General features: G+C 29.8%; 13 protein-coding genes. 5 read left to right on the forward strand and 8 right to left on the reverse strand.

The window, feature by feature from the left end:
• Position 1: 1 nt before the first annotated feature.
• Complete coding sequence (locus FNB79_RS00575; protein WP_143379447.1) at positions 2 to 493, reverse strand: YkgJ family cysteine cluster protein; 492 nt, start codon at positions 491 to 493, stop codon at positions 2 to 4.
• Positions 494 to 570: 77 nt separating this feature from the next.
• On the opposite strand from FNB79_RS00575, the gene FNB79_RS00580 reads away from it, so the two are divergent.
• The gene (locus FNB79_RS00580; RefSeq protein WP_143379448.1) at positions 571 to 1,275 is read left to right on the forward strand and encodes a class I SAM-dependent methyltransferase; all 705 of its coding nucleotides are present in this window, start codon (positions 571 to 573) and stop codon (positions 1,273 to 1,275) included.
• Here the strand turns inward: FNB79_RS00580 and FNB79_RS00585 are convergent.
• The 3 genes from FNB79_RS00585 to FNB79_RS00595 all read right to left on the reverse strand — a co-directional run bounded on the left by FNB79_RS00585 (position 1,265) and on the right by FNB79_RS00595 (position 6,723).
• On the reverse strand, positions 1,265 to 1,798 hold the full coding sequence (locus FNB79_RS00585; RefSeq protein ID WP_143379449.1) for a DUF2059 domain-containing protein: 534 nt from the start codon (positions 1,796 to 1,798) through the stop codon (positions 1,265 to 1,267). The genes FNB79_RS00580 and FNB79_RS00585 overlap by 11 nt on opposite strands.
• Before the next feature lie 141 nt (positions 1,799 to 1,939).
• Positions 1,940 to 3,682, reverse strand: coding sequence for a TonB-dependent receptor (locus FNB79_RS00590; RefSeq protein ID WP_143379450.1), 1,743 nt, complete (start codon positions 3,680 to 3,682; stop codon positions 1,940 to 1,942).
• 23 nt (positions 3,683 to 3,705) lie between these two features.
• Positions 3,706 to 6,723: a tetratricopeptide repeat protein gene (locus FNB79_RS00595; RefSeq protein WP_143379451.1), complete on the reverse strand. Its 3,018-nt coding sequence runs from the start codon at positions 6,721 to 6,723 to the stop codon at positions 3,706 to 3,708.
• Positions 6,724 to 6,905: 182 nt separating this feature from the next.
• On the opposite strand from FNB79_RS00595, the gene FNB79_RS00600 reads away from it, so the two are divergent.
• Positions 6,906 to 7,589, forward strand: a complete 684-nt coding sequence (locus FNB79_RS00600) for a cell division ATP-binding protein FtsE (protein ID WP_143379452.1) — start codon at positions 6,906 to 6,908, stop codon at positions 7,587 to 7,589.
• Between the two features lie 31 nt (positions 7,590 to 7,620).
• Here the strand turns inward: FNB79_RS00600 and FNB79_RS00605 are convergent, their stop codons facing one another.
• Positions 7,621 to 8,571, reverse strand: a complete 951-nt coding sequence (locus tag FNB79_RS00605; RefSeq protein WP_143379453.1) for a hypothetical protein — start codon at positions 8,569 to 8,571, stop codon at positions 7,621 to 7,623.
• Positions 8,555 to 9,022 carry a hypothetical protein gene (locus FNB79_RS00610; RefSeq protein ID WP_143379454.1) on the reverse strand — a complete coding sequence of 156 codons (468 nt, stop codon included), beginning with the start codon at positions 9,020 to 9,022 and terminating at the stop codon, positions 8,555 to 8,557. The genes FNB79_RS00605 and FNB79_RS00610 overlap by 17 nt, the downstream gene beginning before the upstream one ends.
• Before the next feature lie 159 nt (positions 9,023 to 9,181).
• On the opposite strand from FNB79_RS00610, the gene FNB79_RS00615 reads away from it, so the two are divergent.
• Positions 9,182 to 10,072, forward strand: a complete 891-nt coding sequence (locus tag FNB79_RS00615; protein ID WP_143379455.1) for a glycosyltransferase family 2 protein — start codon at positions 9,182 to 9,184, stop codon at positions 10,070 to 10,072.
• A gap of 3 nt (positions 10,073 to 10,075) precedes the next feature.
• Complete coding sequence (locus FNB79_RS00620; RefSeq protein ID WP_143379456.1) at positions 10,076 to 11,017, forward strand: glycosyltransferase family 2 protein; 942 nt, start codon at positions 10,076 to 10,078, stop codon at positions 11,015 to 11,017.
• Here the strand turns inward: FNB79_RS00620 and FNB79_RS00625 are convergent.
• Entirely contained in the window at positions 11,000 to 11,410 is a 411-nt protein-coding gene (locus FNB79_RS00625; RefSeq protein ID WP_143382526.1) for a sugar 3,4-ketoisomerase, read from the reverse strand. The two genes, FNB79_RS00620 and FNB79_RS00625, sit on opposite strands and share 18 nt — an antisense overlap.
• On the reverse strand, positions 11,407 to 12,492 hold the full coding sequence (locus tag FNB79_RS00630; protein ID WP_185967814.1) for a glycosyltransferase: 1,086 nt from the start codon (positions 12,490 to 12,492) through the stop codon (positions 11,407 to 11,409). The genes FNB79_RS00625 and FNB79_RS00630 overlap by 4 nt, the downstream gene beginning before the upstream one ends.
• Before the next feature lie 34 nt (positions 12,493 to 12,526).
• On the opposite strand from FNB79_RS00630, the gene FNB79_RS00635 reads away from it, so the two are divergent.
• Positions 12,527 to 13,666: a glycosyltransferase gene (locus FNB79_RS00635; protein ID WP_143379458.1), complete on the forward strand. Its 1,140-nt coding sequence runs from the start codon at positions 12,527 to 12,529 to the stop codon at positions 13,664 to 13,666.
• Positions 13,667 to 13,671 lie beyond the last annotated feature (5 nt).

Raw genomic sequence — 13,671 nt, forward strand, 5'->3', positions numbered from 1 at the left:
CTTACTTTATACGTTTTTTCATTTCTTCTACAATATTAAATGCGGCAGGACAAATGGCAACATTTTTTATTGTTAGATTAGAAATTTGTTGAAACTTTTTTCTATCTGTGTGCGGAAATTCTCGACATGCTTTTGGCCTAACCTCATAAATTGAACAGTAGTTATCTGCTCCTAAAAACGTACAAGGTACACTTTGTAAAACATAATCGTTGTCTTCATCGGTGCGCAAAAACTGCTCGATAAAACGCTGTGGTTTCAACTTAAAATGCTTTGCAATACGTTCCACATCTTTATCTGTAAACAAGGGTCCTGTGGTTTTACAACAATTTGCACATTCTAAGCAATCGGTACGTTTAAATTCTGCATCATGCAATTCTTGCATAATATAATCTAGTTGCTTAGGTGGTTTCTTTTTTAGTTTTTTAAAAAAGGTTGTATTCTCGTTATGCTTATCTTTGGCCTGTTTAGGCAGATTTTTTAATAGGTCTTGCATAACACAAAAATACGATTTAATTTAAATTTAAATTTAAATCTGTTTTAAACGTAGTAAGAAAAACTATAATATTAATTATGAAAGACCTTTTAGGACAAGCACTTTTAGATTACCAAAATGGCAATCATACTGAAGATATAATCACTTCTACAAACATTTCAGACGAGGATACTCTACCTATTCCTTATTTATTTCGGGAATATAACGATATGCCTAAATTAGAACAAGAAGCTTTGAAGCTAGCGAAAGGAAAAGTATTAGATGTTGGTTGTGGAGCTGGTGGGCATAGTTTATATCTTCAAAATAAAGGATACAATGTTAAGGCTATAGATATTTCTGAAGGTGCCATTTCTGTATGCAAAAATCGCGGATTAAAACAGGCTAAAGTTAGCTCTATATTAGATGAAACCGAACATTTTGACACGATTTTATTGTTGATGAATGGTACAGGAATTTTTCAAAAACTAAAGTATGTAACACAATATTTATCCCACTTAAAAACGCTTCTAAATCCTAACGGGCAAATATTAATTGATTCTTCAGACATTCAATACATGTATGAAGATGAAGATGGCGGATTATGGATTGATACCAATTCAAATTATTACGGAGAGCTTGATTATTACTTGAGTTATAAAGGTAAAAATGAAACGCCTTTAACTTGGCTATATTTAGATTTTAATACCTTAAAGACAGCATGCCTAACCGTAGGATTACATTGTGAAAGCATTAAAGAAGGAGACCATTTTGATTATTTAGCCAAACTAACAATTAGCGAATAGTATACCCTTTAGCTTCTAACTTTTCATTTACATCTTTATACATTTCACCACACCAGAAATCGGATACAACTTGCATTTTCTGATTCATTGCTGATTGAGAATTAATAATTTTTTTACCGGTTTCTGATTTGTAAAAACGATCAATTTCTTTTTTATCTTTTTTTGTTAACGCATTCGGATTCTTAATCATAGTTTGTCCAGTAGAAGAACGATAAAGCGCATTCATTTTTTGCACATCTTCTAAAGTAAAAAAATCAGAATACACCGTAACTAATTCTTGATTTACTCGTGCTAAAGCTTCTGGTTTAACCGTTTTAAACTCCTTCCAAGTGTTTGAAGGAATATTTAACTTAGCGTATTGATCTTGCATTTGTTTAAAACAGGTTTCAAAAATAGTTTCATAATGTGCAGACATTCCTGTTATATTAAGACATTGGGTTGCAGCTTTTGTATACTCTTCTGTTTGAGAATATACAGATATACTTAATAGTAAACCTATACATAATGTAAAGAGAAATTTCATAGGGATTAATTTGGTTAGATTGTTTTACCTTTTAAATATACTGAAAAAAACATAATGAACTTTTTTTTTAAATTTGAAGGAACTATTTTAAAAGTAAAAAACATCCCGAAGGATGCTTATCTTTACAATTTAATTGCTTTGCTAAAAATCAAATTTATATGTTGCTCCTCCTAATATTTGGAAGCCTTGTACATTATAATTACTCCAACGCTCGTAACTATCTCCAGCAATATTATTTAAGTTTAAAAACACGGTAAACCTATTACTTATATTATATCCAGCATTTAAATTAATATCTATATAGCCATCTACAGTAATTATAGATTCTGCTGTTGTTACATTATCTCCTATTAAAACATTTTGATCTTTACGTTCTCCTACATAAAATATTTTTGCTCCAGCAAACCAGTTATCTTCAGAGTTATAATCTCCAAACACTGAAGCTTTAAGACTTGGTAAATTCCATGCTTCCTCTTCAAACTCGGTATTAAAATTCATATATTCTGCACGTAATCCCATCTTAAAGTTTCTATTCATTTCTACATTTACTTCGGCTAAAGCATGAATCGTTTTTATATTATCGTATACTACAGTAAAAGAATTTCCGTATTCATAAGCAGTAGAGCCATTCATAGTTGTTCCGCTTGCTGGAAAATTATTTTTTCTAAATAATGGTTTGTCTTTTTCAGAAGTATATCCCAATTTAAGATTATAGCCAATGTCATTAGTAAATTTACCTAACATTCCTAAATACGCATTAAAACTATTATCTGTTGGTCTTACACTTATTGTAGGTGATAAAAATTGATTAGACTGAGTAAAATCTCGATATGAATTCTGAACTACATCACCCGTTAATCCTCCATAAGCGATAACCACATCGTCTACTACTCTAAAAGACCCTGTAATATTTGGGTATAGATATAAATTACTCTTGGTATCTTCAAATCCTAACATGTAGTATGCTGAAGCCCCTATATTTAAGGTTAAATTATCACGACGTAATTGATAGGAAGGCGCTACTCCAAAAAGCAAGTTTCCGTATTCTGGTATTGGTGTAGATGGCGTGTATCTATTTCCTGCATGACCGTTAAGATATTCTAATCTTACATTGGTAGTAATTTCTTCATCTAATACAGGTAAATCAACTTTCCCCTTAAAGTTTAAATGATTCTCTCCAGAATCAAATTCATCGTAAAAACGTCTTAATGTGACACTCGCAGACTTTATATAAGTATAATCGAATGCGACATCTCCAATTGCATATAAATTATAAAAATTATGACTTACCTTCTCATTATCATTTATAGAATTTTCGTAACGACTTTCTATACCATACCAATTGTATTTTTGCCGTTGTAAGCCTCCTTTTATACTCCAAGTAATATCGCGTTGCCTTTTAATATACTCTAACTCTACATTAGTATCTGTAAAAGAATCATCTAAAATTTTACCATCAATTCCTCCATCCGACATTTCTTGTGTTATCCGAGCTCCGAAAGAACCTATTCGATTAAGCTCTTTAGTAACATAAAGTTCTGAAATTAAATTCCCATAAGATCCGTAACCTATTGTTAAATAATTTTCATAAAACAATTCTGGTTTTTCTCGTTCTATCATAGCTGCTTTACCCTTAGTAGGAATAAATGTTGAAGCTACAGGAACAGATAGAATATTATAATCTACAGTTTTTTTCTTTACAGTAGAATTATCTTCTAAAGTAGGTGTTATTTTTGCTTTAAAAGCATCAGATATTGTTGGAGTGTAAGGCTTTATTACGTTGATAACATCGGTTTGAATCGTGTCTTTCTCTTGTGCACACATAAGTGTAACACTAAATAGAGAAACTATAGGTACTAATATATATTGATAGGTCTTATACATAAGATAAGTAAATTTAAACGAATTTAGTTTTGGGTTTTTACTGAAGAGTTTGTTTTTGCTTGCTCATTCTTGATGTCTTTTAATTGCTTATTGGCTTCTGCAACTACATCGTTAAAAGATTTAAAATTTTCAATTACACTTTCTAAGATATAAGTCGCTTGAAATGCGTCTCCTAACTCTTTATAGTTCCTAGCCATGACAACCAAACCTTTGGCACTAAAATATTTATAACTTGAATAGTCTTTAGCTAAACGTTGTACTGCTGCATTAGATCCTTCATAATCGCCTTCTTGGTGTTTAAAATAAGCATTATAAAACAATGCTTCGGCCGCAGTTTCACCCGTAGCAACCTTGCTAACCTCTTCATAAGCTTCTTTAGCAATAACAAGATCATTAGTACTAAATGCAGATCTAGCGATAATTATATGTGCATCACTTTTAATTTTATTATCTATAGAGGCGTTAGCTAAAACCTTATTTGCATAACTAACAGCGCTCTTATATTTATTTAATTGATAATTAGCTTTCATTAAATTAGATTGTGCAAAAATCACATTCTGCGGGAATGTTGCCTCTGTTTCTAAACGTTGTAAAACGGGTATTGCATCAATCCAGTTCTTACCCTCTAAGTAACTTTGGGATAGTCGCATTAAGGCTTCTTCTGTAAATTCACTTCTTGATGCATCTACTACATATTTATAATGTGGTGCAGCGTTAACTTTTAATCCTTTTTGGTAATATAATTGGGCTAAGTAAAAATGGGCTTGGGTGGAGTGTAAGCCATTTTTAAACTGATTTAAATAACCGTTAAATTGTTTTATAGCTTCATCTGTATTATTTTCTAAATATTTTTTCTCGGCAGCTTCATATGTAGAATTATCAAGATCTGCATCTGTAACTTTAACATAATCTAGAGTTTCAACCCAACTTGCATACGTGTCTACCGCTCCCATATCAATATATATTAAACGTGCTGTAGATACGGCTTGTATGGCTTCTGGAGTACCTGGATAATTGGCTGCTACAGTTTTAAATACAGCTAAAGCACCTTCGTTTTTATTGCTATTATAAAAAATTAACCCCTCTCTAAGCATTGCTTTAGGAGCTAAAGAACTCATTCTGTATTCAGAACTAAGTCTGTTATACATACTCACAGCCTTTTCACTCTGATTAGATTTTGTATACGAATTTCCTAATTCGTACATAGCATCATCTCTTAATTTAGATTTAGGATAATCGTCTAAAAAAGCTTCTAAAGCAGATACTTTTTTAGTAGAGTTACTAGTATAACCGTAACTTATGGCTTTTTGAAAAGCAGCATAATCAGACTCTAAAGTATTTAATTGTATTGCAGCATTATAAGCTGTAATAGCACTGTCGTATTTACTAGATACAAAATAACCATCTCCCAAACGTAAATAAGCATCATTTAGTTTAATTTGATCATCTTTATAATTTTGGGTAAACGTGTTGAAATGTTCTGTAGCAAGTGCATACTCTTTTTGCTTAAAATACGCATATCCTAAATTATAATCTACAACTTTACCTTCTTCACTATCTGAAATACTATATTGTTTAAATGTTTTATAATCTAAAACAGCGTCTTTATAATTTCCTAAATTGTAGTTACTCTCTCCTCTCCAAAAACTTGCACGAGCTGTGTATTCTGGATTGATTTGTGTATTTACTGCCTTATCAAAAAAGCCTGTTGCTTCTTTATATTTTTCTTCTTCAAGTAACTCTAAACCTCTGTAAAAAGTAACTTTTTGATAAGCTTCCTTACTGGCAGCATCTTTTTTTGTTTCTAAAATTTTTAAAGCTTCCTTATAATTTTTAGACGTAATATAAGAATCTACCAATAAGCTTTCTATTTCTGTTCGGTGCGTAGTTTCTGGGTATTTTGTTATGTAACTAGACAGTACCGTAGGTACAGACTCGTAAGGGTTTCCGGTTTCATAACTAATTTTAGCATAATTATAGTAGGCATCTTCTTGAATTTTAGGTTCAAAATCCATTTGGGAAGCATTTCTAAAAGCATTTAAAGCTTCTGTTTTTTTATTTAAACGTATATAACTTTCACCTAAATGATAGTATGCATTTTGAGCTACACTATTATCGCCGCTTATAATTTTACTAAATTCTGAAATGGCATTTTCATAATCACCTTGTTTGTAATATGCATAACCTAGCAAATAATAATCAGTATTACTCCACTTCCCTCTTTTACCTTCGTAAAGAGTTAAATACGGTATGGCTTGATCGTACTGTCCTAAATTAAAATAACTTTCGCCAATAATTTTATTTAATTCAGATTCTTCTTCCCGGCTACTATACGGTATTTGCTCTTGAGCCAAGGCAATAGCTTGCTGGAAATTTCCTAATTTAAAATTTAAATCGGCTTTGTAATAAGACATTTTTTCTTTGTATTTCTCTTGATCTTTTACCTGATCGAAATACTGATTAGCCTGACTAGCGTCATCGCTTTCATATGCCATGTAACCTATATAATACTTAGCTTGAGAGCCGTAAGTTGCCGAGTTCTCGACTTTATTTAGATACGTTCTTGCGTTTTTATAATTTTTAGTTATAAATGCAGTATACCCTTTATTAAAATAGTATCTATCTTTCTCCAGATCTGTAAGCGAACGTTCGTCTACACGGTCGTACCATTTTTTAGCATGTGGATATTTACCACTTTTAAAATAAAAATCTGCTACATCTATATAGGCAGAATTTCGTTTTGGACTCGTTGGGTATTCTTCTACAAATTCCTCTACAAGATCGTCTGCTTTTAGTTGATTTAACCGAATAGCTGCACTAGCAATATAGTACGCACACTCAGACTTCATGACTTCTTCTTTAGTCTTTTTTTGAATACTTGTAAATATATTCTGAGCAGCAAGGTACTGTTTACTATTATAAAGCGCCAATGCTTTTAAATAACTCTCTTGATCGTTTGTATAAATTGCGGTTTGTTGTGCTAGCATCTTGCTACACAATACAATTGCTAATAAAAATAATACAATCTTACTTCTAATCATTAACCTTAGGTTTTATTTAAATCAAAGATAATTTAATCTCTATCCTTTAACGAAAATTAATTCAAAAATTATTAATTTATATTACAAATTTGAAAAAAAATAAAAATAAATGCAATCAATCTCTGTTTTATAAGTTATTATAAAATGATACATTTACACCACTAAAAAAACGCTCCGTTATTATGTCGCAAACTGTACTCCAATTAAAAGATGTCTCAATATTTCAAGGCGAAAGCCTAGTGCTTTCTAATGTAAATGTTGAAATTTACAAAGGTGATTTTGTGTACCTAATTGGAAAAACGGGAACCGGAAAAAGTAGTTTTATGAAAACCTTGTATGGCGATTTACCGCTTACTAAGGGCGAAGGTAATATTGTAGACTTTAATTTAAGGACTTTAAAAGAAAAAGAAATACCTTATTTAAGACGTAAACTTGGAGTTGTCTTTCAAGACTTTAAACTTTTGGTTGATAGAAATATTAACGAAAACCTACGTTTTGTATTAAAAGCCACTGGTTGGAAAGATAAATCTGCAATGCAGTCGCGTATAGAAGAAGTATTAGAAAAAGTGGGAATGAAAACAAAAGGATTTAAATTTCCTCATGAATTATCTGGAGGTGAGCAACAGCGTGTAGCGATTGCTCGTGCTTTACTTAACGATCCTGAACTTATCCTTGCAGATGAACCCACGGGAAACCTTGATCCGCAAACTAGTATTGAAGTTATGAAAGTCCTGCAAGACATCAATAAAAACGGAAATACCATCTTAATGGCTACCCACGATTACGCATTACTTTTAAAATACCCAAGTAAAACCTTAAAATGCGATAACAACCAATTATTTGAAGTGGTGCAACGTAAAGCATAATCTTTACTACTTTGTATGCTTTTATTATTAACTAAGTACTAGCTTTAAATCTAAAGACGTGAAGTATATTAGATATAATCGGAAAGCTTTGTAACGTCTTCTCAAAACTAGTACCCTTATAAAAAGGAGACATTACTAATAAAGCACCAATAATTACAGGCGGAGCAAACATTACAATATCCATTACAAGTGCTATTCCAAAATGTAACATGATTAATAATACGCCCCAAGGTTTATGTAAATTAGATCTAAAAAACACATAAACTGAAAATAGCTCTATATACAATACTACCCAAAACGCAAGCCATCCTATATAATAATGTTCTATTAACCAACTTCCTAAAACTGTAGGTGGTTTAACTTGAAATTGCACGATTAAAGTGTTTCTAAAAGACAAAGGTGAGAATATACTAACTTCCCCTTTAATAAGCTGAATTATACCCCAAAATAATTTCCATACCCCTGTTAAACTATAAGAAAGTAATAAAAAAAATTGAGCCGTAGCAAACATTAAAATCGTTTTTGCTTTATATCCTGCTATTTTAGAAGAAGGCATTAAAACATAGCAAAACAAAAGCATTAAAGCTAAATGCATACTATGATCAATCTTACCAAAAGAGTTTGAAAAAGCTACATATAAAAAATACGTACTAAAAACATAAAGTTTTATAAGCAAACTCTTAGGTTTAAAAATTAACCATATAAGTGATATAAATATATTAATTTGTAAAAAAAGAACTATGTTGCTAGAGGAAATTTCTTGAAAAGGAAAAATGGGCCAAAGCGGACTAATTAATTTAGTTTTCGACAAATTATGCACATTAAATAACTGTACAAATTGAAAACCTAAAAACAAAACAGGAATCCATTTTAAAATATTTTGAATTCGGCCATATAATAAATCTGTAGGCTCATTAAGTATTGGATTATTCCCTTTTAATCCAAATTTCCAGAATATATGTGAATTAATTAGCGTTTTCAAAGTAAGTTATTGTTTTATTTTTCACCATTAAAATAGTATCTAGTGTTACATTTAAGTTATAATCAGATTTCGTTAAATCTAAAGCCTTAGTACATAATAAAAACTCACTTTTATCTGAAAAAATAGTAATAAACTCAGGCAAAGTTTGCTCCGCTTTATTAGTCTTATTTACAACAGTTTTATACCATTTATTTACATTTAAATCCATAGTAACCGGGTTTATATGATGATGATTATACATGGCTGTTATATTAACCCTTTCTTTCAAATTCACACCATCTAATTTAGTCACCATCACAAAAGGAATAACCAATTCATTAGGAGTCTTAGAAAACAACGACCATCTAAAAAAAGGAAAAAACTCCCCGCTTTCAGAAAAAACTCGACCTAAGACTGCTATACTCATAAAAATTATAGTCCAATACACAACAAAATTTTTGTACCAATTCATAAATTACACACTAATTTTACAAAGCATCTAATATAAAAACATATTGTATAATATAAGTTTCCCATACTTAAATAATTAGTATTTTTAAACTTTAAAAAAATTATAATCAGATAACCGCCCTCAAATAATGTGTTTATTTACAATTTAGTTTTATAAATTATGCTATCTGTTTTAATTCCAATATATAATTACAATGTAGTTGCTTTAGTAAAAGCATTACACAAACAACTTATTGAAGCTAATATTATTTTTGAAATTATATGTTTAGATGATGCATCTGACGTAAAATACATGAATACAAATACTGAGGTTGAAGCATTATCTTGCACTTCTTTTTTAAAATCATCTCATAATAATGGTAGAACCCAAACAAGGCAATCACTTTGCGAAGCCTCACAATTTGAGTGGTTATTGTTTTTAGATGCAGATACTATTCCTGTAAACACAAACTACATTTTAACCTACATTAAATATATAAATTCTGACTTCGAAGCCATTTTTGGTGGATTTGCTTACAACAATACACCTCCAGAAAATGAATTTATGTTAAGATGGAAATATGGTAGGAGTAAAGAAGTGGTAGATGCATCTGTAAGAAATCGCACCCCTTATAAAGTCATAATTTCTGCAAATTTTCTAATTAAAAAATCTGTTTTCAAAAGTTTAAATGCACAAATGCAATATAGTGGATATGGTTTAGACAATTATTTTGGAGCATTACTTAAAGATAAATCAATCAAAGTATATCATATTAACAATCCAGTATATCATCTTGGTATAGAAAACAGTAACGTGTATTTACAAAAAAAAGAAGCAGCAGCTTTAATGTTATTAAAGTTAACTAAACAGCAAAAAATTAAAACTCATAATAATAGTCTTCTAGCTCTATTTACCTCGCTTAAACACACTAAATTAAACGTTATATTTTCTTACATACATAGCATTTTTAAAGTTCAAATGAAACGCAACCTATTAGGATCTAATCCTAATATTAAAGTATTACAACTCTACCGTATAACGTTTATGTGTTATATTGATTTTAACTCTTAATTTATGAATACAGACGTAACTGTTATAATTCCTTTATTTAATAAAGAAAAACATATACTTAAAACAATTACAAGTGTTTTAAATCAGTCTGTAACAAATTTTAATGTTATTATTATAAATGATGGTTCTACAGATCAAAGTCTGAACTTAATAAACACTATAAAAGATTCTCGTTTACAAGTAGTAACTATTACAAATTCTGGTGTATCGTTTGCTAGAAATTATGGTGTAAAATTAGCTAAAACAGAGCTGATTGCTTTTTTAGATGCAGACGATTATTGGGAAACAGACCACCTAAAAACGCTTTTACTTTTATATAAAACTTACCCTACTGCCGGATTATTTGCTTCTGGATATTTTAAGCAATATTTTAAAAGACCAAGATTTAAAGCGACTTACAATACTGTTTCTGAAAATTATTTTGGCTTGATTCCAGATTATTTTAAAGCATCTGTAATTGACAGTATTGCATGGACCTCTGCTGTATTACTACCAAAATCTACATTTAAAGAAGTTGGATATTTTAACGAAACTATGCGTTCAGGTCAAGACACAGAACTTTGGATTCGTATTGCATTGCACAAACCTATAGCATTTTCTATAAAACCAACGGCTACAAAAGTTATTAATAACACAGAAAATCATTTATCTTACTCTAATTACCGCGCTAATAGAATTCAGCTTTTTGATAGATTTAAAGCTGTAGAACCAAATCATCAAAGCTTAAAAACGTATCTAGATTTAAATAGATTTTCTTTAGCTATAGATAGAAAACAGAAAGGAGATATTATAAACTATAAAAGGTTAAAATCTAATATAAACCATAAAAACCTTAATACAAAACAACGCATACTTTTAAATACACCTATTATAATACTTAAATATTTAAAAAAAATACAATTGTTTTTTCTAAAAAAAGATATTTACTTAACACCCTTTAAATAAAGTAAATGTTTCAAAATCCCTAATATAATCATCTTCATCAAACTCTTCTGATGCTAATACTAAACAAACAGATCCTGAAGAAAAATTTTCTATTTCCCTCCAAATTCCAGGGATAATTAACAACCCTATATCTGGTTTATTTAACATTATTAAATCTTCATTAGTACCATCTTTAACACGTACTTGAAAACTACCGCTAAGAGGAATTAAAAATTGATATAATGTTTTATGTGCATGTCCGCCACGAAAAGCATCACTAGGTACATCGTATAAATAATACACCCGTTTTATCTTAAAAGGAATACAATCCTTTTCTATCACCGCTAAATTTCCACGAGCATCTTTTATTTTAGGAATCTCAATAATTTTTAAATCATTGACCGTTGTATTCACATTTTTTCTAATAGTTGTTTCCAATCGTTTGTAATTTTTTTTATAGAAAACTTTTCTACACTACGTTTAGCATTCTTTTTACAAGTTTCGTACAGGGGTTTATCAAATATAAACCGATTCATGGCATAAGATATTGCTTTTGCATTAAAGTTTTCAACTAAAAGACCATTAAAACCATCAATTATAATTTCATTAGGTCCAGATTTACAATCTACAGAAACAACCGGAACTCCAACAGATAGTGACTCTAAAAGCACTCTAGGAAAACCTTCTAAACGACTAGTTAAACACACGTATTTTGCTTGAGCAACAATAGGTAAAGGATTACTTACAAACGTTTTAAAAATCACATATCCATCTAGACCAAGATCTAATACCTTTTTTTTAAGATACGCTTTGTCTTTTCCCTCTCCCATTATCATCAAATGAATATGGTTATTGGATAATTCTGATAATTTATATGCTTCCAATAATAAAGAAATATTCTTAACACCATCATCTAATCGTCCGTAAAATAAGATGTAAGATTGTGTTTCATGAATTGAAGGCAGAAAGGTGTTTTCTGCAATAGGATTATATATTACATCAATATGTTTAAAATTAAATACCCGTTCAATTTCAGTTTTAATACCGGAAGAAACAGCTACAATTTGAGCATTTTTTGAAAACAAGACATTAATAAACCAACGTGGCTTTGGAAAATAAACATCTAACTTAAAGCTTCTTACTACAAAAATTTTACGTTCTGATTTTAAAATAAACTTCTGAAAAAACACTTCTTTAAAAACATTAACTCTAGAACGGTTGTCTATAATCCAATCAAAATTATGTGCTTTAATAAATCTTTTTAGCATTAAATATCTAGACCACTTTCCGCTTAGCGTATCGTCTTTATCTTTTAAATCTCCTAAGTTTAATAAAGTCCCTCGGTATTCAAAATCTACATGATTTAGTATAATTACTACATGTACATCGTACCCTAATTCATGCAACATTATAGACAATTGCCCTGTTGATCGCTCTGCACCTCCTTTTCCTAAAGAGGATACTAAAATACAAATCTTTTTGTTGTTACTTTGCAAGACAAGATGATTTAAAAACATTCAAATATACTAAATGAAAATCTTATTAATAGGAGAATATAGTCGACTTCATAATTCTCTAAAAGAGGGTTTAGAAAAACTAGGTCATGAGGTTACTATTATTGGATTTGGAGACCAATTTAAAGATTATCCGGTAGATATAAAACTGTACAAAAACTACAAAAAAGGGTTACCTAAATTTATTAAACGTATAATATACAAGGTTTTAAATTTTGATTTAATTTCTCTTGATATTAAGAAACAATTTTTCGCCGTAAAAAATAAACTTCAAGATTACGATGTTGTACAGCTAATAAATGAAAACGCTTTTAACACTATTCCTAAAACAGAAAAACTATTATTAAAATACATATTTAACCACAATAAAAAAGTATTTCTTTTGTCCTGTGGAACTGATTACATTAGTGTAAATTTTGCTTACAATAAAAAATATAAATACTCCATTTTAACACCGTATTTCGAAGAAAAAGAAGCAAAAACCTCATATTATTATGCATTAAAATTTACAAGTAAAAAACATAAAAAATTACATCATTACATATATAACAATGTTAATGGTGTGATTGCTTCAGATTTAGATTATCATTTGCCTTTACAACACCATAAAAAATATTTAGGCATGGTTCCTAACCCTATCAATACAGATATTTTAAAATATACACCTTTAATTGTTAAAGACAAAATTGTAATATTTCATGGTATAAACTCTTCTAAATACTATAAAAAAGGAAATGATATCTTTAATGCAGCATTAGATCGTATTAAAAAAAAATACACAGATAAAGTTGAAATTTTAACCGTTACAGACCTACCCTATAACACATACATAAATAGTTTTAATAAGGCACATATTGTATTAGACCAAATATATGCATACGACCAAGGTTTTAATGCATTAGAAGCCATGGCTAAAGGTAAAGTTGTGTTTACTGGGGCAGAACAGGAATGGTTAGAATTTTATAATCTTTCTGAAAATGCGGTAGCCATAAACGCCTTACCAAATATAGAATATATAGTAAACACCTTAGAATGGCTTATTTTAAATCCAAAAATAATTGAAACTATTTCTAAAAATGCACGCAATTTTGTACTTACTAAGCACAATTACATTACTTCTGCTCAAACGTATTTAAAACTTTGGACTAAAGATTAATTTCA

Origin of the sequence: Formosa sediminum, assembly GCF_007197735.1 — a bacterium.
Lineage (GTDB): Bacteria > Bacteroidota > Bacteroidia > Flavobacteriales > Flavobacteriaceae > Formosa > Formosa sediminum.

Excerpts from the sequence above, each read along its gene's own strand:
- FNB79_RS00595 (WP_143379451.1), bottom strand. The coding sequence starts at position 6,723 with ATGATTAGAAGTAAGATTGTATTATTTTTATTAGCAATTGTATTGTGT.
- FNB79_RS00580 (WP_143379448.1), top strand. The coding sequence starts at position 571 with ATGAAAGACCTTTTAGGACAAGCACTTTTAGATTACCAAAATGGCAAT.
- FNB79_RS00585 (WP_143379449.1), bottom strand. The coding sequence starts at position 1,798 with ATGAAATTTCTCTTTACATTATGTATAGGTTTACTATTAAGTATATCT.
- FNB79_RS00575 (WP_143379447.1), bottom strand. The coding sequence starts at position 493 with ATGCAAGACCTATTAAAAAATCTGCCTAAACAGGCCAAAGATAAGCAT.
- FNB79_RS00615 (WP_143379455.1), top strand. The coding sequence starts at position 9,182 with ATGCTATCTGTTTTAATTCCAATATATAATTACAATGTAGTTGCTTTA.
- FNB79_RS00590 (WP_143379450.1), bottom strand. The coding sequence starts at position 3,682 with ATGTATAAGACCTATCAATATATATTAGTACCTATAGTTTCTCTATTT.
- FNB79_RS00600 (WP_143379452.1), top strand. The coding sequence starts at position 6,906 with ATGTCGCAAACTGTACTCCAATTAAAAGATGTCTCAATATTTCAAGGC.
- FNB79_RS00610 (WP_143379454.1), bottom strand. The coding sequence starts at position 9,022 with ATGAATTGGTACAAAAATTTTGTTGTGTATTGGACTATAATTTTTATG.
- FNB79_RS00620 (WP_143379456.1), top strand. The coding sequence starts at position 10,076 with ATGAATACAGACGTAACTGTTATAATTCCTTTATTTAATAAAGAAAAA.
- FNB79_RS00635 (WP_143379458.1), top strand. The coding sequence starts at position 12,527 with ATGAAAATCTTATTAATAGGAGAATATAGTCGACTTCATAATTCTCTA.